At 62.8% G+C, this 23,859-nt stretch carries 22 protein-coding genes; 12 read left to right on the forward strand and 10 right to left on the reverse strand.

Features of this window, described 5'->3' with window-relative positions:
- Nucleotides 1-26: 26 nt before the first annotated feature.
- From V6E02_RS11505 to V6E02_RS11530, 6 genes are read left to right on the forward strand one after another with little or no spacing between them, the layout of a single operon-like run.
- Nucleotides 27-596, forward strand: a complete 570-nt coding sequence (locus V6E02_RS11505) for a pseudouridine synthase (protein ID WP_347308980.1) — start codon at nt 27-29, stop codon at nt 594-596.
- Nucleotides 597-617: 21 nt separating this feature from the next.
- Nucleotides 618-1,256, forward strand: coding sequence for a MarC family protein (locus V6E02_RS11510; protein WP_347308947.1), 639 nt, complete (start codon nt 618-620; stop codon nt 1,254-1,256).
- Nucleotides 1,257-1,261: 5 nt separating this feature from the next.
- Complete coding sequence (locus V6E02_RS11515; protein ID WP_347308948.1) at nt 1,262-1,708, forward strand: NUDIX hydrolase; 447 nt, start codon at nt 1,262-1,264, stop codon at nt 1,706-1,708.
- A gap of 2 nt (nt 1,709-1,710) precedes the next feature.
- Entirely contained in the window at nt 1,711-2,256 is a 546-nt protein-coding gene (locus tag V6E02_RS11520) for a hypothetical protein (RefSeq protein WP_347308949.1), read from the forward strand.
- A complete protein-coding gene (mnmA, locus tag V6E02_RS11525) occupies nt 2,249-3,301 on the forward strand; it encodes a tRNA 2-thiouridine(34) synthase MnmA (RefSeq protein ID WP_347308950.1) in 1,053 nt (350 codons plus the stop codon). Before V6E02_RS11520 ends, mnmA begins: the two co-directional genes overlap by 8 nt.
- 7 nt (nt 3,302-3,308) lie before the next feature.
- Nucleotides 3,309-3,596, forward strand: a complete 288-nt coding sequence (locus V6E02_RS11530) for a hypothetical protein (RefSeq protein WP_347308951.1) — start codon at nt 3,309-3,311, stop codon at nt 3,594-3,596.
- Here the strand turns inward: V6E02_RS11530 and V6E02_RS11535 are convergent.
- From V6E02_RS11535 to V6E02_RS11555, 5 genes are all read right to left on the reverse strand, one after another.
- Nucleotides 3,580-4,092, reverse strand: a complete 513-nt coding sequence (locus V6E02_RS11535) for a class I SAM-dependent methyltransferase (RefSeq protein ID WP_347308952.1) — start codon at nt 4,090-4,092, stop codon at nt 3,580-3,582. The two genes, V6E02_RS11530 and V6E02_RS11535, sit on opposite strands and share 17 nt — an antisense overlap.
- Nucleotides 4,089-4,796, reverse strand: coding sequence for a hypothetical protein (locus V6E02_RS11540; protein ID WP_347308953.1), 708 nt, complete (start codon nt 4,794-4,796; stop codon nt 4,089-4,091). The genes V6E02_RS11535 and V6E02_RS11540 overlap by 4 nt, the downstream gene beginning before the upstream one ends.
- 5 nt (nt 4,797-4,801) lie before the next feature.
- Nucleotides 4,802-5,413 (reverse strand): glutathione S-transferase, encoded by a 612-nt coding sequence (locus tag V6E02_RS11545; protein WP_347308954.1) that lies wholly within the window; start codon nt 5,411-5,413, stop codon nt 4,802-4,804.
- 99 nt (nt 5,414-5,512) lie between these two features.
- Entirely contained in the window at nt 5,513-8,074 is a 2,562-nt protein-coding gene (acnB, locus tag V6E02_RS11550) for a bifunctional aconitate hydratase 2/2-methylisocitrate dehydratase (protein ID WP_347308955.1), read from the reverse strand.
- 180 nt (nt 8,075-8,254) lie between these two features.
- A complete protein-coding gene (locus V6E02_RS11555) occupies nt 8,255-8,836 on the reverse strand; it encodes a uracil-DNA glycosylase family protein (RefSeq protein ID WP_347308956.1) in 582 nt (193 codons plus the stop codon).
- Between the two features lie 178 nt (nt 8,837-9,014).
- On the opposite strand from V6E02_RS11555, the gene V6E02_RS11560 reads away from it, so the two are divergent.
- From V6E02_RS11560 to V6E02_RS11575, 4 genes are all read left to right on the forward strand, one after another.
- Nucleotides 9,015-9,524 carry a hypothetical protein gene (locus V6E02_RS11560; RefSeq protein ID WP_347308957.1) on the forward strand — a complete coding sequence of 170 codons (510 nt, stop codon included), beginning with the start codon at nt 9,015-9,017 and terminating at the stop codon, nt 9,522-9,524.
- Between the two features lie 75 nt (nt 9,525-9,599).
- On the forward strand, nt 9,600-10,970 hold the full coding sequence (gene purB, locus V6E02_RS11565; RefSeq protein WP_347308958.1) for an adenylosuccinate lyase: 1,371 nt from the start codon (nt 9,600-9,602) through the stop codon (nt 10,968-10,970).
- A 57-nt stretch (nt 10,971-11,027) separates the two neighbouring features.
- Nucleotides 11,028-11,882, forward strand: a complete 855-nt coding sequence (trxA, locus tag V6E02_RS11570; protein ID WP_347308959.1) for a thioredoxin — start codon at nt 11,028-11,030, stop codon at nt 11,880-11,882.
- Between the two features lie 54 nt (nt 11,883-11,936).
- Nucleotides 11,937-12,701 (forward strand): GAF domain-containing protein, encoded by a 765-nt coding sequence (locus V6E02_RS11575; protein WP_347308960.1) that lies wholly within the window; start codon nt 11,937-11,939, stop codon nt 12,699-12,701.
- 11 nt (nt 12,702-12,712) lie between these two features.
- Here the strand turns inward: V6E02_RS11575 and V6E02_RS11580 are convergent, their stop codons facing one another.
- From V6E02_RS11580 to glgC, 4 genes are all read right to left on the reverse strand, one after another.
- Nucleotides 12,713-13,204: an FKBP-type peptidyl-prolyl cis-trans isomerase gene (locus V6E02_RS11580; RefSeq protein WP_347308961.1), complete on the reverse strand. Its 492-nt coding sequence runs from the start codon at nt 13,202-13,204 to the stop codon at nt 12,713-12,715.
- A gap of 482 nt (nt 13,205-13,686) precedes the next feature.
- Nucleotides 13,687-15,711 (reverse strand): alpha-amylase/4-alpha-glucanotransferase domain-containing protein, encoded by a 2,025-nt coding sequence (locus V6E02_RS11585; protein WP_347308962.1) that lies wholly within the window; start codon nt 15,709-15,711, stop codon nt 13,687-13,689.
- 40 nt (nt 15,712-15,751) lie between these two features.
- Nucleotides 15,752-17,497 carry a glycoside hydrolase family 57 protein gene (locus tag V6E02_RS11590; RefSeq protein ID WP_347308963.1) on the reverse strand — a complete coding sequence of 582 codons (1,746 nt, stop codon included), beginning with the start codon at nt 17,495-17,497 and terminating at the stop codon, nt 15,752-15,754.
- A 27-nt stretch (nt 17,498-17,524) separates the two neighbouring features.
- Nucleotides 17,525-18,832 (reverse strand): glucose-1-phosphate adenylyltransferase, encoded by a 1,308-nt coding sequence (gene glgC / locus V6E02_RS11595; protein ID WP_347308964.1) that lies wholly within the window; start codon nt 18,830-18,832, stop codon nt 17,525-17,527.
- Nucleotides 18,833-19,018: 186 nt separating this feature from the next.
- Between glgC and glgB the strand changes: the two genes are divergently transcribed.
- Nucleotides 19,019-21,205 (forward strand): 1,4-alpha-glucan branching protein GlgB, encoded by a 2,187-nt coding sequence (gene glgB / locus V6E02_RS11600; protein WP_347308965.1) that lies wholly within the window; start codon nt 19,019-19,021, stop codon nt 21,203-21,205.
- Nucleotide 21,206: 1 nt separating this feature from the next.
- Entirely contained in the window at nt 21,207-22,847 is a 1,641-nt protein-coding gene (pgi, locus tag V6E02_RS11605) for a glucose-6-phosphate isomerase (protein ID WP_347308966.1), read from the forward strand.
- Nucleotides 22,848-22,927: 80 nt separating this feature from the next.
- Here the strand turns inward: pgi and V6E02_RS11610 are convergent, their stop codons facing one another.
- Entirely contained in the window at nt 22,928-23,809 is an 882-nt protein-coding gene (locus V6E02_RS11610) for a cobalamin-binding protein (RefSeq protein ID WP_347308967.1), read from the reverse strand.
- Between the last annotated feature and the right edge of the window lie 50 nt (nt 23,810-23,859).

Genomic DNA, 23,859 nt, shown 5'->3' on the forward strand with positions numbered 1-23,859 from the left:
CCGATCCCGTCTATGCTGCGCAGCCGATGCCGCGTCTCATTCTGCTCAACAAGCCCTATGGGGTGATCTGCCAGTTCCGTCCCGACGGCGTGCATCCCACGCTCAAGGACTACGTGCCCCTGCCCGGGGTCTATCCCGCCGGGCGCTTGGACACGGATAGCGAGGGGCTGGTCATTTTAACCGATGACGGCTGGCTTCAGCATCGTATCGCCGATCCACGTCACAAATTGCCCAAGACCTACTGGGTACAGGTGGAAGGCATCCCGGACGAAGCCGCGCTGGAACGCTTGCGGCGTGGTGTGCGGCTGCGGGATTTCGTCACCCGCCCAGCGCAGGTGGTACGCATGGAAGAGCCCGCGGCACTGTGGCCACGGGATCCGCCCATCCGCCAGCGCCGGTACATTCCCGTAAGCTGGCTCGCCATCACCCTACGCGAGGGCAAGAACCGTCAGGTGCGACGCATGACCGCGGCCGTGGGCCATCCCACACTGCGCCTCGTCCGCTGGTCGATCGGCAAGTGGACGCTGGCGGGCCTCGCCCCGGGCCAGTGGCGCGAGCTGCCGCCGCCTTTCCGGTCGCGGCGACGGGTAGAATAGCGTCTTACGCGCGGATTCCCCATGCACGAGTGGCAACAACTCTTCAAGATCACCGTAGCCTTGCTGGCGATCGTCAATCCTTTCGGTGGCATTCCGGTGTTCATCGGCGCTACCCAGGGCTGGCGACCGCGGGAGCGGGCCCGCACCGCGCGCACCGTCGCCCTCACGGTGTTCTGCGTGCTCACCCTGGCGGCCTTCACTGGCGACCGGCTGCTGGATTTCTTCAACGTAAGCATCGGCTCCTTCATGGTTGGAGGCGGCATCCTGATCTTGCTGTTGGCCATTTCCATGTTACAGGCCAAGGAGAGTCCAATTCGGCAGACACCGGAGGAAGCGGTGGAAGTGATCGATCGCCAGGCGGTGGGTGTAGTGCCCCTCGGCGTGCCGCTTCTGGCCGGACCGGGTGCTATCTCCAGTGTGATCATCGCCGCCCATCAGTTCCGCCAGGGCGATTTCCTGGGCCACATCATGCTGCTTTTGCCTATCCTTGCGGTCACCCTAGTGGTGTGGGCCGTGTTCCTCCTGGGCAGCCGCATCGCCCGGCGCCTGGGGCGCACCGGCCTCAACATCGTCACGCGGCTAATGGGCCTGGTACTTGCCGCCATGGCGGTGGAGACCATTGCCCGTGGTCTGATGGAACTCTTTCCCAAACTCGCGTGAGCATCATGATCTGGAAACCCCATGTCACCGTGGCGGCCGTGGTGGAGCAGGATGGCCGTTTCCTGCTGGTGGAAGAGGAAGCGGGCGGCCAGTTGGTGCTCAACCAGCCGGCAGGCCACTGGGAGCAGGATGAAAGCCTAATCCAGGGAGTCGTGCGCGAAACCCTGGAGGAAACCGGTTACGATTTCCAGCCCAGCGCCCTGGTGGGCATCTACCGTTGGCCCCATCCTCGGAAGGAAGTCACCTACCTGCGCTTCGCCTTCGCCGGCCATATCACCGGCTTCCACCCGGAGCGCCCGCTGGATACAGGCATCCAGCGCCCGTTGTGGCTCACGCCGACAGAACTCATGGCGGAGGCGGCGCGTCATCGCAGTCCACTGGTGGCGCGCTGCGTGGCGGATTACCTGGCGGGCCGACGCTATCCTCTGGAACTCCTCACCCACTTCGCCTGAACATGCGGCTGTGGTGTCTTCTCCTGCTCGCCCTGCTGTCGGCTGCCGCACATGCCGATGAGCAGGTGGAGATCTGCTACAACTGGGGCTGTCAAACCCGCGCGGTGGTGGTATTCGACGTCAATGATCTGCTCTGCATCGCCGACCTGTTCGAAGGCGCAGACACGCCCGCTCTGGAAAGGAGCGCGATTGCGCTCGCCATCGGCCTCATGGAACGCATTGCCGGCCAGCAGACTCCCACGCGCAACGACCGGGGCGGCAATCTCGCCGATGATGGCGTGGAAGGACGCATGGACTGCATCGACCATTCCCACAACACCACCGCCTACCTGCGCCTGCTGGAACGACGCGGCTTGCTGCGCTTCCACCAGGTGCTGGAGCCGGTGGAACGGGCACCCTGGTTGCTCGACGTGCACTGGGCGGCCCATATCCGCGAGCGTGCCAGCGGCGCAGAGTATGTGGTGGATTCCTGGTTCTTCGACAACGGCGAGCCGGCGGCGGTATTCACCCTCCAGGAATGGAAGAAGGGGGCGCAGCCCCATGGCTGAGCGTGTCGTGGTGGGCATGTCGGGGGGCGTGGATTCCTCCGTCGCGGCCTGGCTCCTCAAGCGGCAAGGCTACGAGGTAGTGGGGCTGTTCATGCGCAACTGGGAAGACGACGAGGAATGCCCAGCGCGCCAGGATTTCCTTGACGTGCTGGCCGTGGCCGAAGTCATCGGCATCGAAGTCGAGGCGGTAAATTTCGCGCGCGAGTACAAGGAACGGGTGTTCAATTATTTCCTGCGCGAATATCAGGCGGGACGCACGCCCAACCCAGACGTGCTGTGCAACTCGGAAATCAAGTTCAAGGCCTTTCTGGAACATGCCCTGAGTCTGGGCGCAGATCGCATCGCCACGGGCCACTACGCGCTGGTGCGGGAACGCAACGGCGTCCATGAGCTGGTCAAGGCGCGGGATAGTGGCAAGGACCAGACCTATTTCCTCTATCGCCTGAATCAGGCGCAGCTCGCGCGCACGCTGTTTCCCCTCGGGGGGCTGCTCAAAAGCGAAGTGCGCGCCATCGCTCGAGAGGCGGGGCTGCCGACCCATGCCAAGAAAGACAGCACCGGCATCTGCTTCATCGGCGAGCGGGATTTCCGCGAGTTCCTATCACGCTATCTGCCCAGGCAGCCAGGTGATATGGAAACGCCGGATGGCCGCTACGTAGGCCGCCACGACGGGCTCATGTACTACACCATCGGCCAGCGTCAGGGCCTGGGTATTGGAGGGCCTGGCGCGCCGTGGTATGTGGCGGGCAAGGATCTCGCCCGCAATGTGCTGATCGTGGTCCAAGGCCACGATCATCCCCTGCTCTTCAAGGATCGCCTCGAAGCCGGGGATCTGTCATGGATCGCTGGCACCCCGCCCGATCCAAGGCGACGGTACGCAGCCAAGACTCGCTACCGTCAGACCGACGCCGCCTGTCACATCGAGCGCCTGGCGGACAATCACATGGCGCTTCGCTTCGACATGCCCCAATGGGCGGTGACACCCGGGCAGTCGGTGGTGCTGTACGAAGACGATGTCTGCCTGGGAGGTGGCATCATCCAGTGAGTCGGCCATGGCGCTGAACCCGGAGCCCGAGTGCTGGAATTGCCGCCACTTCCGCGCCCAACCCCAACACAAGGTCTGTGCGCTGCACCAGGTGGTGCTGCCCATGGAACGCGGGCCGCATCTGATATGCACCCGCTGGCAGCATCAGGCGGATGCGCGAGGTGCGGTGGTGTGGTGGCACCGCCGCTACCTGCGCTACGACAGTCTGCTCTACCGCTATTCTCCCTTCGGCGTGGAGAGGCCGCGGCCAGTCGTACCCTTGCGCGCCCTGCCGGTGGCTAACGACGTGCGCTGAGGCGCTGTATCATCGCTGGGCGCGGGATGGCCGTGTAACCCTGGGCAAAGGCCAGCACGGACAAAGCGGGAAAGGCTTGCATGAGCTCATTGCGCCCAAGCAGGAAGGCCGGATTGCTGGGACGCCCGAAGGCCTCGTTGCCCACCATAAAGGTTTCATAGATGAGGAGCCCGCCGGGCGCGAGCGCCGCCTCGATCAGGGGAAAGAGCGGCCGGTGAAGATAACGGCTGACGACGATGGCATCGAAGCTGCGCTCAGCATAGGGCCATGGTGCCTGCTCCAGATCCGCGCAGCGCGGCGTGATCCCAGGCACCTGCGCCAAGGGCGCCAGCGCGCTGGCATCGCGATCCACCGCCTCCACGGCGAAACCTTGGGCCGCCAACCAGCGCGCATGGCGCCCGCTACCGGCGGCGAGATCCAACACGCGCGCCTGCCGCGGCAGACCCCGTGCCCAGCGCATCACCCACGGCGAAGGTGCTTCCGCTGCCATACTCATGGCGTTGCCATGCCGGCCACACGCCGCCTTGCCTTGGCCTGATAGCAAGCGCGGTCGGCCCGATGCACGAGCTCGCTGGCGGTGAGGGTCGGGTCGATGGCCACCACTCCCGCACTCATGCCCACACGCAGCAGGTGTTCACCCCACGGCAGATAGCGCCGGTTGGCATCGGCCAGCAAGCGCTGGGTTTTTGCGCGCTCGATCTCGAGCATGCCATCGAGCGTGTCCGTCAGGCGCGCCTCCAGGGGGCGAATGTGCCGGCGGATGAGGTAGGCGGCCTCCTGCGGGCGCTCTGCCATCATGGCATCGAGCGCTTGCTCATGCAGTTTCTCGTCCTCGGCAATGAGCGCGCGCGCCTGTTCCCAAGCTTGGCGCTGGTCCCGACCGGGCGCCAGACCGAGCAAGGTCTCGCCCGCCTGGATGAAGGTGAGTGCCATGCGGCTGTAGCGCAGCCGTTCCTCATCCCGCTCGAAGTGATCGCGCAGGAAAAACATGCCCTGCAGACTGGCAAGACGGTCACGCGCCACCATGCGCATGGTGTACACGGCCTCGGCGCAGCGGAAGGTGCGATTGGCCAGTTCGTCCATCTGGGCATTGACCTCGGCCAGGCGGGTCAAGCCCAGGCCCAGCATGACGAGCGTGAAAACGGCAACACCGGCAAAGCCGGCAAGGATGATCTGCCTGCTCGACAGATGGGCTGACATGCAGGTCAAGCCACGGGCACCGTCACCTGGAAGGGCTCCATGGCGAACAGTTTTTCCGCGAGCCTAGCGAGGTTGAGATGGGCCTCGCGCCAGCGGATCTCCGGGAAGCGGAAATCCAGATAGCCAAGGCAGCAGCCGACGGCAATGTCGGCAAGGTTCATGGTTTCGCCGGTGCAGAATTTCTTCTCACCCAGTTCCTCGGACATGGTCTTTAGGCCGCGGAACACCTTCTGCTCCTGCCGCACGATCCAGTCATGGCTCTGGCATTCCGGTGCGCGCCGGGTGCGCTCGAGGTAAATGAGCGCAGCGGCATCGGCAATGCCGTCCGCAAGCGCCTCCCACTTCTTGACCGCGATGCGTTGTCGGTTGCCCTCCGGAATCAGGCGCGAGACCGGTGTCACCGTATCCAGGTACTCAGCGATGACGCGCGAGTCGTAGAGAGCCGTGCCATCGTCCATCACCAGGACCGGCACCTTGCCCAGTGGGTTGGCATCCGGCACCTTGGTATCCGGTGTCCACGGCACATCGACTACGAACTCGAGTTCGATGTGTTTTTCCATGGCCACGATGCGTACCTTGCGCACGAAGGGGCTGGTGAGAGAGCCGATCAGTTTCATAGTCTGTCCATCGAAATCAGGGGAAACGCAAAAACGCAAAGGACGCAAAGCAGATCATCAACACCTTTGCGATCTTTGCGGCCTTTGCGTTGGAAACGTCTATGCCTGCACCAACGGGATGACCTTCCCTGGTCTCAGGTATTGCTCCATCTGGTGGAAATTCAGGTAACGGTAGATGTTCTCCGCCAGCGGCGCGATTTTCTGCTGCACCACCGCCAAATATTCCTCCACGCTGGGAATGCGTCCCAGCCGCGCGCACACCGCAGCCAATTCAGCCGAACCCAAATAGACGCGCGCGCCCTTGCCCATGCGATTGTCGAAGTTGCGGGTACTGGTGGAGAACACGGTGGCATTGTCCGCCACCCGTGCCTGGTTGCCCATGCACAGAGAGCAGCCAGGCATTTCGGTACGCGCGCCGACGCGGCCAAAGATCGCGTATACACCCTCTTCCCGCAGCTGCGCCTCGTCCATGCGCGTGGGCGGCGCGATCCACAGGCGGGGAGGAATGAGGCCCGCATCCTCTAGCACACGACCGGCAGCGCGGTAGTGGCCGATGTTGGTCATGCAACTCCCAATAAAGACCTCGTCGATCTTGTCGCCCGCCACGGCAGAGAGGGGTTTGATGTCGTCCGGATCGTTGGGACAGGCCACCAGGGGCTCCTTGATCTCGTCAAGGTCGATCTCCAGCACGTAGGCATACTCGGCATCGGCATCAGGCTCGAGCAGCTCCGGTTTGTCGAGCCAGGCACGCATGGCATCGATACGCCGCTGCAAGGTGCGTGCGTCCTGGTAACCCCGCTCGATGAGATGCTCCAGCAACACGATGTTGGAGTTGAGGAACTCGATCACGGGTTCTTTGTTGAGGCGCACCGTGCAGCCATTGGCGGAACGCTCGGCGGAAGCATCAGCGAATTCGAAGGCCTGCTCCACCTTGAGGTCCGGCAGTCCCTCGATTTCCAGGATACGGCCATTGAACACATTCTTCTTGCCCTGCTTGCCCACGGTGAGCACGCCCTGCTGAATGGCGGCATAGGGAATGGCATTCACCAGATCGCGCAGGGTGATGCCCGGTTGCATCGTTCCCTTGAAACGCACTAGGACCGATTCGGGCATGTCCAGCGGCATCACCCCCATGGCAGCGGCGAAGGCCACCAGGCCGGAGCCCGCGGGGAAACTGATGCCGATGGGGAAGCGGGTATGGGAATCCCCACCAGTACCCACCGTATCCGGCAGTAGCATCCGATTGAGCCAAGAGTGGATGACGCCATCCCCCGGTTTCAGGGAAACGCCGCCACGCGAGGAAATGAATTCCGGCAACTCGTGCTGCAACTTGATGTCCACCGGCTTGGGATAGGCCGCGGTATGGCAAAAGCTTTGCATCACCAGATCGGCGGAGAAGCCCAGGCAGGCAAGCTCCTTGAGCTCGTCGCGGGTCATGGCGCCAGTGGTGTCCTGGGAGCCGACGGTAGTCATCTTCGGTTCGCAGTAGGTGCCGGGGCGGATACCCGCCACGCCACAAGCGCGGCCTACGATCTTCTGCGCGAGGGTAAAGCCCTTCCCCGTGTCCTTCGGTGCCATCGGTTTGATGAACACATCGGAGGGTCTAAGCCCCAGTGCCTCGCGTGCCTTGTTGGTCAGGCCCCGGCCGATGATGAGCGGGATGCGCCCAGCAGCGCGGATCTCATCGGGTAGGGTAAGCGGTTCCAGACGGAAGCTCGCGATGACCTGCCCGGCCTCGTCCGTGATCTCCCCCCGGTAAGGATGGATGGTGATCACCTGCCCCATCGCCATGCGGCTGACATCGCACTGGATGGGCAGGGCCCCAGAATCCTCGGCGGTGTTGAAGAAAATGGGCGCGATCTTGCCGCCCAGCACGATGCCACCGGTGCGCTTGTTGGGCAGATGGGGAATGTCCTGCCCCATGTGCCACTGCACAGAGTTGATCGCCGACTTGCGCGAGGAGCCGGTGCCCACCACGTCTCCCACGAAAGCAAGGGGCAGCCCCTTCTTCTTGAGCTCAGCGATCACCGCCAGCGCATCCGGCATCTTGTTGATGAGCATCGCCTTGGCGTGCTGGGGAATGTCCGGACGCGACCACGCCTCCTGGGCGGGAGAAAGATCGTCAGTATTGGTTTCCCCCGGCACCTTGAACACCACACAAGGGATGGACTCGGGCAATGGCGCGCGGCCGGTGAACCACTCCGCCTCGGCCCACGACTCCAGCAGCGCCCGCGCGTGGGGATTGCCTGCCTTGAACTTGTCCACCACGTCGTGGAAGGCATCGAACAGCAAAATGGTGTGGGACAGGGCCTGCACCGCATCCGGCGCCAGGGTTGCGTCATCCATGAGCTCGATGAGCGGGGCCACGTTGTAGCCTCCCAACATGGTGCCCAGAATCTGCACCGCATGCTGGCGGCAGATGAGTGGTGTGTGCGCCTTGCCCCGGGCCACGTCGGCGAGGAAAGCCGCCTTCACGTAAGCCGCCTGGTCCACGCCGGGCGGCACGCGGTTTTCCAATAGATCGAGGAGAAAATCCTCTTCGCCGGTGGGGGGATGCTTGATCAGCTCCACCAGGGCGGCGACCTGTTCGGCGTTGAGGGGAAGCGGCGGCAGCCCCTGGGCCGCGCGCTCCGCGACGTGGGCACGATAGGCTTCGAGCATGGGTATGGCTTTGTATGCTGACAAAATGCGCTGGATTATAGCATCGCGCTCCAATGGTCCGCTTGTGTCACGCCAACTTGCGCCGCGCGCGAAAGCTCAAGATCGCGTGCATGGCGTTACGCGCACGTTGCGAAAAACGCCCGATGCCATCCAGCCCCGCCAGCAGGATCCAGGAGAAGTTCACCCCAGCACCGCAGCGACCCGCTCCCGCAAAAGGGGCAGCACATGCGCCGCGAACCAGGGATTTTGCTTGAGCCAGAGTTGGTTGCGCGGACTGGGATGGGGCAACGGGAAATAGGCCGGCAAATACTCGTGACAGGCTGCTACCGTCTCACGCAGCGTCGCCTTGCGCCGCGCGCCGAGATAATAGGCCTGGGCATACTGTCCCACCAGCAACGTGAGCCGGATGTGCGGCATGAAGGCAAGCAGGCGCGGATGCCACAGGGGCGCACATTCTGGTCGTGGCGGCGCATCCCCGCGCGGCCCGCTGCCGGGATAGCACAAACCCGCCGGCACGATGGCGATGTGGCGGCTATCATAAAAGCGCTCGCGGTCCATACCCAGCCACGCGCGCAGCCGATCGCCGGAAGGATCATTCCATGGAATGCCACTCTCATGCACCCGCCGCCCCGGCGCCTGGCCCACGATCAACAACCGCGCCGTCTGCGACACCCGCAACACCGGCTTCGGACCCAGCGGCAGAGCGCGCTCACACACGCGGCAGGCACGGATTTCGGCGAGGAGTCGGTCGAGCGGGCACATGGCCCATTGTAGCCCGTGACGGCCACGGGAGAGCGCGCCAACCCCTCGACCGCCCGCTCTCCTCGCACCTTGAGACCTCCTCGGGAACACACCGCCGAACACCTTCTCCAACGTCGGCTAGGCGCGGATTCCCGCGCGCAAGCAGCACTGCCGCATCATGGTTCCAATGGAGGACTTCATGTTCAGGACATTTTTGTTGGCAACGGCGTGGTGGATCGCCGCCACTGCCGCGGCCGATGATCATCCGGCGGTGGCGCGCCTACTCGCGTCAGACCAGCCACCACCAGGGGTGGTGTTCGAGATCGTCACGGGCGATCCGCAGGCGCTCGTCTGGGTCGTGCCGCAGGTGAGCGACTACGCGCGCCGACTGCGGGCACGTTTCCCAGAACTCGCCCTGGCCGTGGTAAGCCATGGGCAGGAGATGTTCGCCCTCGCGGCCGAAGCGCAGGCTTTAGCGCCCACCGTGCACGCAGGTATCACGCACCTGGTTCGGGAGGAGGGTATCCCGGTGCACGTGTGCGAGACCTATGCAGGTTGGCGTGGCGTGGGAGCGGAAGCGTTTCCCGACTATGTGACCGTGTCGGCCGCAGGTCCGGCGCAAGTGGCCGATTACCTGGCGTTGGGCTACGTGCGGGTGCAGATCACCGGCAAGAGTGCCCAGACGCCCGAACCCAATCGGGTAGAATAAGAGTTTTTGCGTCGGCGCCCCGACTGGTGCCAGGCGTCGTTTGCCCATTGCTGATACACCCCTCGATAGGCCGCCATGGAACTGTCTGCTCTCACTGCTCTTTCTCCCCTCGATGGCCGCTATGCTTCGCGCATGGGGGGCCTGCGCGCCTTGTTCTCTGAATTCGGGCTGATGAAGCACCGGGTGCGGGTGGAAATCGAGTGGCTCAAGGCGTTGGCGGCCGAACCTGCGCTTACCGAAGTGCCCCCCTTTTCGCCGGCCACGATCGCCGAGCTTGATTTACTGGCGACCAACTTCAGTGAGGCGGATGCGCAAGCGGTGAAGGATATCGAGGCCATCACCAACCACGACGTCAAGGCCATCGAATATTTCCTGAAACAGCGGCTCGCCGGTAATCCGGAGGTCATGCGGGTAGCGGAATTTATCCACTTCGCCTGCACCTCCGAAGACATCAACAATCTCGCCCATGGGCTCATGCTGAAGGCCGGGCGCGACCAAGTGCTATTGCCGGCCCTCGACCGGCTCCTGGAGAAACTTGGCGAGCTGGCTCATGCCTGGGCCGATTTCCCGATGCTGGCCCATACCCACGGCCAACCCGCGTCACCCACCACGGTGGGTAAGGAGTTCGCCAATGTGGTCTACCGGCTGCGGGCCGCCCGTGACCGCCTAGTGGCGGTAGCAGTGCTCGGCAAGATGAACGGGGCGGTGGGCAATTACAACGCCCACCTAGCCGCGTATCCAGATTTCAACTGGGAAAACTTCGCGCGCCGCTTCGTGGAGAAACTGGGCCTACAGTTCAACCCCTACACCATCCAGATCGAGCCCCATGATTACATGGCGGAGCTATTCGATGCGCTGGCGCGGGTCGATACCATCCTGATCGACCTCGACCGTGACGTATGGGGCTACATTGCCCTGGGCTATTTCCGTCAGAAGGTGAAGGCCGGCGAGGTGGGCTCCAGCACCATGCCCCACAAGGTCAACCCCATCGATTTCGAAAACTCCGAAGGCAACCTCGGCGTGGCCAATGCGCTATTGCGCCATCTCGCGGAGAAGCTCCCCGTGTCGCGCTGGCAGCGGGATCTCACGGACTCCACCGTGCTGCGCAACATGGGCGTGGCGCTGGGCTATGCCCTACTGGGTTTCGAGTCCTGTCTGCGCGGCCTGAACAAGCTGGAAGTCAACCCGCAGCGCCTCGATGAGGATCTCGATGCCAACTGGGAGGTACTGGCCGAGCCCATCCAGACCGTGATGCGCCGCTATGGCGTGCCCAATCCTTACGAGCAGCTCAAGGAGCTGACGCGGGGCAAACATGGCATCACCCGCGAGACACTGGCCGCCTTCATTCGGCAACTGCCCATCCCCGAGCCGGAAAAGGCACGTCTGCTGGCCCTCGAGCCGCGCGCCTACACCGGCCTGGCCGCCGTGCTCGCGCGCCGTATCTGATGGTTGAAACTCACCCGGGCCGACACCACATAGCAAGGATCGACTGGGGAGAACATCATGGCAAGCCATTCTTTCGACGTCACCGCTACCAACTTCAAGCAGGTCGTGCTGGATGCGCCGAAGAACGTGCCCGTACTAGTGGATTTTTGGGCCACGTGGTGCGGGCCGTGCCGCGTGCTCAAGCCCATTCTGGAAAAGCTCGCAGAGGAATACCAAGGCCGCTTCATCCTGGCCAAGGTGGAGACCGATGCCAACCCGGAGCTCGCCGCCCAGTTCGGCATACGCGGCGTGCCCACGGTGAAAGCCTTCTTGAACGGCGAAATGGTCGATGAGTTTTCAGGGGCGCTGCCCGAGTCCCAGGTGCGTGCCTTCATCGATGCCCTGATTCCCTCGCCGGGCGAGGCACTGCGCCAGCGGGCGCAGGAGGTCTATGCCAGCGGCGATGCGGCGCAAGCGCTCAAGCTTCTGGGAGAGGCCTCCAAGCTCGACCCCCACAACGAAAAGATCCGCATCGACACCGCCGCCATCATGGTGGACCTGGGCGAGATGGCGGAAGCCAAGCGCCTGCTTTCCAGCCTGTCCCCCCAGACGGCGCTTCAGCCGCGGGTGCAGGAGCTCCTCGCACGCATCGAGTTCGCCGAGAAGGCCAAGGATCTGCCGGACGAGGCAACCCTCGCGTCGCGCATCACGGCCAATGAGAACGATCTGGAAGCACGCTTGCAACTCGCCAATCTCTACATCGCCCAGGGGCGCTACGAACCCGCGCTGGAACAGCTGCTGGAAATCGTCCGTCGCGACCGCCACTTCCAGGATGACGTCGGTCGCAAGACCATGATCTCGGTTTTCAATCTTCTGGGGGGCGGAGAGCTGGTGTCCAAGTACCGGCGGCTATTGGCGAGCGCCCTCAACTGAGCGGCAGGCGCGCCGCTATTACCTATACTGGGCTCGGTGCCTGGTGTGGGGGTGATGATGGGCGATGCCGAAGTCAGGTTGCTGCGGCTAAAGGACTTGAGCCGCGTGCTGGATACCACCAGCGGGCTGCAGGACAGCCTGCAACGAATGGCGATGATGGCGGCGCGCATTCTCAATGCGCAGCGCTGTTCCATCATGCTCCTGGACGAACACGAGGAACGGGACGTGCGCCTGCGTGTGTTCGCCAGTCACGGTGAACTGCCGGAAGCGGCCTTCCATGAGACCACACGCGCCGGGGAAGGCGTCGCCGGCCACGTCCTGGCGCGTGGCACACCGCTTTTGGTGGAGGACATTGCCCGCTCCGAGTTCGTTAATGTGGCACGTCGTCTCACCGAAGGGGGACGCAGTCTGATCAGCGCGCCCATCGTCATCGACGGACAGATCATTGGGGTGATCAACGTCAGCGACCCACAGGCTCCGCGCCCGTTCAATCTGGACGATCTCAACCTGCTGGAAGTGGTGGCCCTGTTCATCGGCAAATCCATCCAGGTCGTGCAGCTGCAGGGCGTGCTCAATTCCCGTTTCGCCCAGATGGCGCTGGTGCGGGAAGCAGAGGCCCAGGTGGGCAGCGCGGTGGCTGCGCTGGGCGCGAACCCCAATCAGCTCGCCAAAATGCTGGCCAAGTCCTTCTTCAAGGAAATGATTCGCGCGGGTTTCACCGCCAGCCAGATCATCCATGCGGCATCCGAGATCATCACCCAGCTCAATGCGCATTTAGGGCGCCTTAAGCGCCTGCATAAGGAGCGCGGCCTGAAGTAGCGCCCTCTGCTTCAGTGCAGGGTCGGCGGCGTGCCGTCGAAGGGGCGGCCCTGCGCGATTTCCTCAGGCGTGGCATCGCGGATCGCCACCACGTTCACCACGAAGTTCACGGTCTTGCCCGCCAAAGGATGGTTGGCATCGATGGTGAGCTTGCCATTTTCCATGCGGGTAACACGGAAGGTGAGGCTCTCCCCTTTTTCGTTCTCGAATTCCACTTCGGCGCCGAGGCGACGGTATTCGGGTGGAACGTTCTCGATGTCGTCGGTGTAGGTCAGACGCGGATCGTGGGGGCCAAAGGCCTCCTCCGGTGTGAGTGTCACCTCGCGCCGGTCGCCGACGTGCGCGCCTGCCAGCGCCTCTTCCACCGCCTCGAACAGGCCGCTGTCGGCACCATGTACATAGCCGATGGGCAGATCGGACTGTTCATAGACCTCGCCGCCATCGGTGAGGATGGAATAGGTGATGTACACCGCCTTGTTCTTGCTGACCACGGGTTCGGACACGGAATTTCCTCGATCGATACGGAAGCGTTAGCTATTGAGCGTTACGTAAGTCGTTGACAGGCTGCGTAAGTCAAACGTCATTCCCGCGAAAGCGGGAATCCAGGGCATTCCTCGCCATGTTCCTGGGTCCCCGCTTGCGCGGGGACGACACAAAGGTGTCACCTATTTACGTAATGCTCAATAGGCACATGAGACGGCTTGCGCGTGGGCCACCTCGCCCAGCAGGAACCGCCGGCGGAAAGCGCCGCGCGATGCGCCCTGGCGCCACGCCGAGAAGGCTAGCGAGCATTGCGTAAATGCCTGACATCTCTGCGCCATCCCGCGAAACCGGTGAACCAGCAAATTGGTCACGCAATACGCTGGATTCCCGCTTTCCTGGGACTGACGTCACTTACGCAGCCTGCCACCCACTTTTGTCACTCTGGATAGTCTAACCGATCCCGCCAGGCCGATCCATGCGCGACCCGTCGCAAGGCTTCCCATCATGTGGCCGACACCTGTCCCTGGCGCCGCACCTCGAGGGAGACGACCAGCCGCTCCCCCGCCGAAGCAACCGGCCAGGCAAGACGCAGGGTCACCGCCTGCATGATCTTCTCGAAGCCCGCTTCGCTTTGGGACACCGTATGGTGAGGCCGGGCTTCGAGCCGTGCCGGCCGCGTGACACGCAGCACCAGGCTGCCTCCCAGCACGTCATCCACCAGTTCGATTTCCTCAAGCGTTTGTTCCAGCAGCGGCTCGCCGAAGCCGCCGGGAATGTGCCCGGCCAGTAGGTAGCGCCCCGCCGGGCCGTCGCAGCTGGGCATGGCGAGATTGAGCTCGGTGGTAAAGGTCCCTCGCGGGGCGCCGCCAAAGACATATTCCACCTCCAGGCGGTTGTCACTCAGGGCATAGGTTTTGCGCACTTGGATGAATCCATCAACGGCCTCGAACACCGGGCCACCGCCCTTTGCTTGCCGGTAGACCAGGGGCTGCGGCTCGGTCTCGCCGCACCAGCTATCGCGAAACGAGGTACGCGGATGCGCATCCGGCCTGAGATCCTCGGCATGGATCTCATGCTTGAAGCTCACTCGGTCGTGAGCCGAGGCAATGCCCTCGCCCACGTGCGGCGCATGCACGCTGTTCCCGGCTCGCACCTTGCGATAGTAATGCTCCACCTGCCGCGCCAGCGTGTCGCCGAAATTGTGCCCGAGCACATAGGCATCCAGCTCGCACACACTGGCGCTTTGATCCAACTTCACCACCGCCTGCAGGGTGGTGTTGTGGAGGAAGAGCTCATCCACGCCGTCCAGGTCAAGGTCTTTCACCTCGGGCGAGGGACGCGGCGCCGCCTGATCGAGCAGCGCCTCCAGCCGCACGATGGCGTGATACACCGCACGCCGCAAATGGGGCAAGTAGAGGCCACCAAACAGGCCATGCCAATAGGCGTCGTTGGCTTGCGCCTGGTAGAGCAGATGACGCATTGGCTCGTGCCGACCCGGCAGCGCGTGCAAACGGCGCGACAACTCCAGCATGCGCTTGTGCATCCAGTTTGACTCCGGATAGCGGCTGAAGAAATTTTTCCAGATACCCCCACGCAGAAAAGGCTTGTCGCCCTCGAAACGTCCCTCCCTTTTGGCGCGCTCCACCAGCTCGGCGTAGCGACTGGCTGCCTCGGCAGGCAGCGTCCATTCGTTCATCTCGCTGTAGGAAGTGGTAGGCACATAGATCACACCGCGCGTGCGCTGGCTGTTTCGGTATTCGTCGAAGCGCATCGGCCTGATGACTGGAGAGGCGAGCACGCCCTGGATGAAGTCGGTGAGCCAGCCGCGCTCATACACCCACTCGTAGGTTTCCGGCCAGATGCCGAATTTTTCGATGTCATCGAAATAGATGGCGGCCGGTTGCACGTTCCCGCCCTGCACCAGCCCCTCGATGTAGCGCACGGCCTCCTGCGCCGGCGCGAAAGGCAGGCGATAGCGCAGCGCCTCGGAAATGGGAAACAGGTCGAGCCGCCGCCCATCCTCCTCGGTGGTGAAATAGCCCGTGAGCTCGTCGAGTCGGCGCCCGGTGCACAGGAAGTGGTAATCGTCGACGGTGACATATTCGATGCCGGCGTCCGCCAGCGCCGGCACCACGGTGGCCTCCCAAACCCGTTCCGTGAGCCAGGCGCCGCGCGGTCTGGCACCAAAGCGCCGTTCCAGCTTGTCGGACAGGGTGCGAATCTGGCCCACGCGGTCTGACGCCGGAATCACCGCCAGCACAGGCTCCGTCTCGCCTGCCCCGAACAGCTCCACCTGACCGCGCGCCACCATTTCCTGTAACAGCCGCATGTCTTCCGGAAATTTTTCCAGCAGATAGTCGAGCAGCCAGCCAGAGAAGTGCGCGGCGAAACGGAATTCCGGAAAACGGTGGAGCGTGTGGAGGAAGGGTCGGTAGCAGCGGCGGTGCGCATCCTCCAGCACCTGGGGGAAATTACCGACCGGTTGATGGGCGTGGACACCGAACAGCAGGGCGACGGTCTCGGTCATGCAACAAACCTTTGTGAAATGGCGAACAAACGGCGGCGCTTCAGCTGCCGCGGCGCATGGTGCCACCCGCTTCCACGCCCGGCGCGCCGCCGGCGTGACCGGCGCTGATGGGGTGATCCAGCGCGGCAGGCACCGGCAGATCGAGCAAGCGATACAGATTTGCGAGCTTGTCGCGGAACAGGCGGTCGAAGCTCGCCACGCTGGCAGCGGGATTGTAATCGCCAAACCACCAGAACCAGTCCGAGCTCTCGCAATCGGCAAGCTGCCTGGCGGCGGCCTGGCGGCGCTCCTCCGTCAGGCCACCCCGCGCCATGACGAGATCATAACCGGTTTTCGCGCTGCACATTAGATCCCAGGCCCGATTTTTTTCTGGCGAGCCGATCCAGGTGGAGAGCGTGCCATACACCCAGCTTCCCGCCACCACACGCGGCAGCTGCCCCGCCACCGCGCAGCTTGCGCCAGTGGACTGTGCCGTGCACTGGGCGAGATAGTCGGAAAACGTGGTGGGACGAATGAAGGGGTGCTCGGCCAGTGCTGCGTACAATTCGGACAGGAAGTAATAGCCGTTATAGGGGTAGTATTCCCAAGCGTTTTCGCCATCCAGGATCACGCTCACCACGGGACTTTCGTGTGCCTCGGTCTGATGGTAGATCTGTTCCAACTCCGCGACGAAATGGTTTACTGCATCGCGCGCGAACCATTTGCCGTACTCGAAGCCGATCAGATCAGACAAGCGGTCGTCACGGAAGAATAACCGGATGATGAGCTCGCCGGTCTCATCCTGCACCTGGTAGGGGCGATACATGTAATCGCGCTTCTGGGGCAGAGGCTTGCCGGTGGCGCGCAAGCTATTGACCAGCACGCCTTCGCCACTGGCCGCCCAGCTTACGCCATGGCGCGCGAGTTGCAGCACGACCGCCTGGGAGATCGCGCCCTCCGCCGGCCACATGCCTGAAGCCGCACGACCGAAGCGGCGCTGATGGCTCGCTCGCGCCGCGTCGATGTGGAAGGCCAAGCGCTCGGTGCCACCTGGATAAGCCGGGCATTCCGGCAAGAGTGCCTCTGGCCACGCTTCGCGCGCGCTCTTGAAATCCATGAGCAGGGGCGCGATGGGGTGGTAGTAGGGCGTGGTAGATAGTTCGATCCGTCCCTCTTCGGCGAGCCGCCGGTAACGGGGAATGACGCCGGCGATGAGGTCTCCGATCAGTTCGAACAACTGGAGACGGTCGGTATGGCTGAACAATGCGCCTTGGCTCATGAGACGCGGCACCAGCTCGGTGCTGCGCCGCACTGTCTCCCCCATCCAGCTCAGGTGATACCAGGTGAGCAGATCCGCCAGATACTGAGGCGAGAGGTAATCGAAATGCTGCCGACCATGATTTTCGATCTGCCGGAACAGCTCCCTTAGCTGGCGATAAGCCGGATAGGGCTCGATCATGCTCGTGTGGTTGCAGCGGAAGCACCGATCCAGAATGAGATCGCGCTCGGCGGGCGTCGCGGTCGAGAGATCTTCGCGCGCCAGCAGCCGCAGTAGAGGATCGCGAATGGTGCCGCTGCGAAACTGCTCGGCGTAATCTTCCAGCTGCTCCAACAGAATGGGGACGAAATTCACCACCGCGCGCATGCCCGGGTTCTGCTCCAAATGCCAGGCCATGTCCGTGTAGTCCTTGGTGGCGTGTAGATAGGTCCAGGGCAGCACGAATTCCCGGCTGTCGTGGTGCCGGTAATCCGGCTGGTGCATGTGCCAGCAAAGGATGAGGTGAAGAACGCGCCGCGGTTGATCCATGATGTGTGAATGGCGGACGCGAAGCGACTAGCGCACGTGATGAATGTACTGCCCCAGCATCTCCGGGGTGATCAGGGTGATGCCCCGTTCGGTGACATAGAAGCGCTGACGATCCTTTTCCGGATCGAATCCCACTTCCAGCCCATCGGGAATGCGGCAATTCTTGTCCACCACCACGCGACGCAGGCGCACGTGCTTGCCGATGTCCACCCGTGGCAGGATGACGGAATCGGTGATCTCGCTGTAGGCATCCACCCGCACGCTGGAAAACAACACCGATGAACGCACGGTGGCACCGCTGATGATGCAGCCACCAGAAACCATGCTATCTACCGCCATGCCACGCCGGTCGGGATCGTCGAATACGAACTTGGCGGGTGGCAGCTGCTCTTGATAGGTCCAGATCGGCCATTTCTCGTCGTACAGGTTGAGATCAGGCGTGATCTTGGCCAACTCCATGTTGGCTTCCCAGTAGGCATCCACCGTTCCCACGTCGCGCCAATAGGGCACATCGCCTGGTGCGCCAACGCAACTGTCGGCGAAACGATGGGCAAACACGCGGTAACGGCTCACCAGATAGGGAATGACGTCCTTGCCAAAATCGTGGGAAGACTTGGCATCGTCGGCATCGCGGATCAGTTGCTCGTAAAGGAACTTGGCGTTGAAAACGTAGATACCCATACTGGCAAATGCCCGGGTGGGATCGTTCGGCATCGGCGTGGGATTGGCCGGCTTTTCCTCGAAGGCGGTGATGCGGTTGTATTCGTCCACACTCACCACGCCAAAGGCTTTGGCATCCTCGATGGGCACTTCCAAACAGGCGATCGTGACATCGGCAGCAGAGGCCGCATGCGCCGCCAGCATTTCGCCGTAGTCCATCTTGTAGATGTGGTCCCCGGCTAGGATCAGCACGAATTCGGGCCCGTAATGGCGCAGGATATCCATGTTCTGGAACACGGCGTCTGCGGTGCCCTTATACCACTCATCCTCGCGAATCCGCTGCTGCGCAGGCAGCAGGTCGATGAACTCGTTGAATTCACCGCGCAGAAAACCCCAGCCCCGCTGCAGATGCTGGATCAGACTATGGGCCTTGTACTGGGTAATGACGCCAATGCGGCGAATACCCGAATTGACGCAATTGGAGAGCGGAAAATCAATGATGCGGAACTTGCCACCAAAGGGCACGGCGGGTTTGGCGCGCCAATCGGTAAGATGCTTAAGGCGGCTACCGCGTCCGCCAGCCAGGATAAGGGCCACCGTGTTCTTGGTGAGCAGACTGACGAAGCGGGGATATTCTTTTTGCCGCGGCTGCGGTCGGTCATGAAGTGCGTCCATAATCAGCTGATGACCCGGTAAACGACGTTGACTCCACTGATCGCGATGATTGCTTCTGCTCGCCCTGCCGGGTTTGCGTGGCGGCGCAGCATTGTGTCTATAATCCCTTTACGTCTCCATGACGCCTCTTATGCAAAGACGCCGGGCTTGCGGGTACCGCGCTCAGCCACACGGACTTTCCAAGACATGAAACACGACATCCCAAGCAAAGTCAATCCGGTTTACGACGCATTGCACGAGGCCCGCCTGCACGATCCCTTCGCCCACCTGGGCTTGCATCACACGGGCTCGGAATGGCTGGTGCGTGTGTTCGCTCCCCACGACGAGCGGGTGTGGATCGAAACACATTCTGGCTGGCAGCCCCTGGAAAAGCGCGACGAGCGCGGCATCTTCGAATGGCGGTCGAACGAACGCCCGCCGCTGCCCTACCGGTTACGCTTCGAGGACGGTTTAGGCAGCCGCCTAGGCTACGACCCCTATGCCCTGCCCAACCCCATCGGCGAGCAGGATCTCTATCTTTTCAACGAAGGCCGGCTGCTACAAGCCTGGCGCACTTTGGGCGCCCACGTGATGGAAATCCAGGGCATCGAGGGCGTGAATTTCGCCGTGTGGGCCCCCAATGCGGAACGGGTAAGCGTGGTGGGCGATTTCAACCGCTGGGATGGACGCGTGCATCCCATGCGCGTGTTGGGCGCAAGCGGGGTGTGGCAACTCTTCATTCCGGGGCTGGCCGCCGGCGCGCTCTACAAATTCGAGATCCGTAATCGCGACACCGGCATGGTGTTCGTCAAGACCGACCCTTATGCGCGCGCCATGGAACTGCGCCCGGGCACAGCGGCGCGTGTGGTGGGGCAAAGCCGCCACAGCTGGGGCGATGCCGCCTGGCTTGAAGCCCGCGCCCGTCATGACTGGTTGCACGCCCCCATGAACATTTACGAAGTGCACGCCGGTTCCTGGCGGCGCAAGCAGGACGGCGGCTTTCTCAATTACCGGGAACTGGCTGAGCAATTGGTGCCCTACGTGAAGGAAATGGGCTTCACCCACATCGAGTTGATGCCCATCTCGGAGCATCCCCTGGACGAGTCCTGGGGTTACCAGACCACCGGTTATTTCGCCCCCACCTCCCGCTACGGCACACCGGACGATTTGCGTGCCTTCGTCGATCATTGCCACCAGGCCGGCATCGGTGTGATCTTGGATTGGGTGCCGGCCCACTTCCCCCGCGACGCCTGGGCGCTGGCCCGCTTCGATGGCACCGCCCTGTACGAACACGAAGATCCGCGTCTGGGCGTGCACCAGGACTGGGGCACGCTCATCTTCAACTACGGCCGGCATGAGGTGAAGAGTTTCCTGCTCTCCTCGGCCCACTACTGGCTGTCCGAATTCCACCTGGACGGACTGCGCGTGGATGCGGTGGCCTCCATGCTCTACCTCGATTATTCACGCAAGCCGGGCGAGTGGCTGCCCAACCGCTTCGGAGGCCGCGAGAATCTGGAGGCGATCGATTTCCTACGCGAAATGAACACCATGGTCCACGGCGAATTTCCCGGCGCACTCACCTTCGCCGAAGAATCCACCGCCTGGCCCATGGTGTCGCGTCCGGTATATCTCGGTGGCCTGGGCTTCTCCATGAAATGGAACATGGGCTGGATGAATGACACCCTCAGCTATTTCGGCCACGATCCCGTGCATCGCCGCTACCACCACGACCAGCTCACCTTCGGCCAGCTTTACGCCTACACAGAAAACTTCGTGCTGCCCTTCTCTCACGACGAGGTCGTCCACGGCAAACGCTCCTTGCTGGACAAGATGCCTGGTGATGCCTGGCAGAAATTCGCTAACCTGCGTCTGCTATTCACCTACCAGCTCACTACCCCAGGCAAGAAGCTCAACTTCATGGGCAACGAATTCGGCCACGGACGGGAATGGAACGTGCGTGATGGCCTCGACTGGTCGCTGCTGGACGTGCACTGGCATCAGGGCATCCAGGCCTGCCTGCGGGATCTGAACCGCCTCTATCGCGACCTGCCCGCCTTGCACGAGCTGGATTTCTTCCACGAGGGCTTCCAGTGGATCGATTGCCATGATGCGGACCAGTCCACCTTAAGCTACCTGCGGCGGGCGCGCAATGGCGATATGGTGGTGGTCGTGCTCAATTTCACACCGGTGCCTCGCGAACGCTACCGCATCGGCGTGCCCCAGGGCGGTTATTACGGCGAGATCTTCAACAGCGACTCTCTTTACTACGGCGGCAGCAATCTGGGCAACGGCCATGGGTTGTCAGCGCAGCCCGTGCCATGGATGGGTTTTTCCCAGTCGCTGGAACTGACGCTGCCGCCCCTGGCCGGCATCATCCTCGCGCGGGAGGGTTGACATGAGCGCGCTCACGCGTAGCCCCGCCTGGCGGGCGCTGAAGGCCCATCACAAAGAAATGGCAAGCGTACACATGCGCGATTTGTTCGCGCGTGATCCCGAGCGCTTTTCGCGCTTCTCCTTGCATCTGGGCGACCTGCTGGTCGATTACTCCAAGAACATCATCACCGAACGCACCATGGGGCTGTTGTTCCAGCTGGCCCGGCAAGAAGGCGTCATGGAACAGGTAGCGCGCATGTTCGCCGGAGAAAAAATCAACTTCACCGAGGGGCGGGCCGTGTTGCACGTGGCGTTGCGCAACCGTAGCAACCGCCCCATCCTAGTGGATGGGCGCGACGTCATGCTCAAGGTGAACCAGGTACTCGCCCACATGCGCCAGTTCTCCGATCAAGTGCGCAGCGGCACGTGGCGCGGCTATACCGGCAAACCCATCACCGACATCGTTAACATCGGTATCGGTGGCTCCGATCTGGGGCCGGTGATGGCCACCGAGGCACTCAAACCGTGGTGGGGCCCCCTTCGGCCTCACTTTGTCTCCAACGTGGATGGCACCCATTTGGCGGAAACCCTCAAGGTGCTCAATCCTGAGACGACTCTGTTCATCGTCTCCTCCAAGACCTTCACCACCCAGGAGACCCTCACCAACGCCCGCTCCGCGCGCGACTGGCTGCTCACCGCCGCCGAAAACGAAAAAGCCATCGCACGCCACTTCGTGGCGGTGTCCACCAATGCCGAAGAAGTGAAAAAGTTCGGCATCGACACCCGCAACATGTTCGAGTTCTGGGACTGGGTCGGTGGGCGCTATTCCCTTTGGTCGGCCATCGGGCTGTCCATCGCCCTCACCATCGGCATGGACGCCTTCGAATCCATGCTCGCCGGCGCTCACGAGATGGACGAGCATTTCCGTACCGCGCCGCTGGAACGAAACCTACCCGTGATCCTGGGCCTGCTAGGCATCTGGTACACGGATTTCTTCGGCGCGGAAACCCATGCGGTATTGCCCTACGATCAATACCTGCACCGCTTCCCCGCCTATCTGCAACAATTGGACATGGAAAGCAACGGCAAGCGGGTGCGGCGCGACCGCAAGACGGTGGACTACGCGACCGGTCCCGTGCTGTGGGGTGAGCCTGGCACAAACGGGCAGCACTCCTTCTACCAACTCATCCACCATGGCACGCGTCTGGTCCCGGCTGATTTTCTCGCGCCCATCGAAAGCCACAATCCCATCGGTCGGCATCACCTGATTCTGCTGTCCAACTTTTTCGCCCAGACCGAAGCGCTGATGCGCGGCAAAACCGAACAGGAGGCCCGCGCGGAACTGGAAGCGGCGGGGATCCGCGGTCGGCGGCTGAAACAGTTGCTGCCGCACAAGGTGTTTCCGGGCAACCGGCCCACCAATTCCATCCTGTTCCAGAAGCTCGACCCACCCACCCTGGGCAAGCTAATTGCCCTCTACGAACACAAAGTATTCGTGCAGGGCGTGATCTGGAACATCAATTCCTTCGACCAGTGGGGCGTAGAACTGGGCAAGCAACTCGCCCAGAAAATCCAACCGGAGCTGGAAGACGCAGCACCCGTGGCCAGCCATGACAGCTCCACCAACGGCCTCATCAACTACTACAAGAGCCGGCGGCGCTGAAGGTGTCTTATCGCGACGTGAAAACTGGGTGACAACGCCCCAGGCACCATCATTTCGTGCATATGCACAACCCACAAACCTCAATGCCGTGCCTGCTCCAGATCCTGGCAAAGCTGGCGGATGCCGTCGATCATGCGCGGCGTGGCCCGATGCATGAGATCGGCGTCGGCGAAATAAATGTGGCCCCGCGCGGCCGCGACAGGTCGGGACGCCCCGCGCCACTGGGCGAGCAAGCGGTCGCGCTGCGCGCGCTCACCACTCACCACGATCACTTCCGGGTCGGCAGCAAGCAGGGCTTCCATGGTCACCGTAGGTGTCAGGGGAGCAAGGTCGGCAAAAACATTGCGGCCCCCACAAAGAGTGATGGCCTCGCTGATGATGTGCCGGCCATTCACCGTCATCAGCGGCGTATGCCAGATCTCGTAGAACACCCGCACGGGGGCCCGCCCCGCGTAACGGTTTTGCAACCCGCGCAGTGCCTCACGCACCTGGAACGCCGCGCGCATCGCCTCGTAGCCGGTGCCGGCCAGCCGGCCGATGAGTTCGATGTGGCGCGCGATGTCTTCCAGCCGCTGCGGTTCGGTCACCAGCACCGGAATGCCCAGCGCCGTCAGGCGCGCCACGTCCAGCTGCTGGCCGCCCGAGCCCCAGGCTAGCACCAGGTCCGGTTTCAGGAGCAGGATACGTTCCAGATCCAGCCGCCCCGGTCCACCCACCACGGGCAGCTTGGCGACTGCGGGCGGATGGTCGCTGTGGGCCGATGCACCCACCAGTCTATTCCCCGCGCCGGCGGCGAACACCAGTTCCGCGAGATGGGGGGCCAGGGTGACGATGCGCTGCACCGGAATCGCAAGCCGCACGACACGGCCGGCGTCATCGACGATTTGCAGCGTCTCGGCATGCAGCGCCAGTGCCGCAGCAAGCAGCAGGTTAGCCAGGAGTAGGCGGCAGAGCGCGTTCAACCCGGATTATCCATTAGACCGGCGTGTGCCGGATGAACCAAACGGCACAT

It is taken from the genome of Thiobacter sp. AK1, assembly GCF_039822265.1.
GTDB lineage: Bacteria > Pseudomonadota > Gammaproteobacteria > Burkholderiales > Thiobacteraceae > Thiobacter > Thiobacter aerophilum.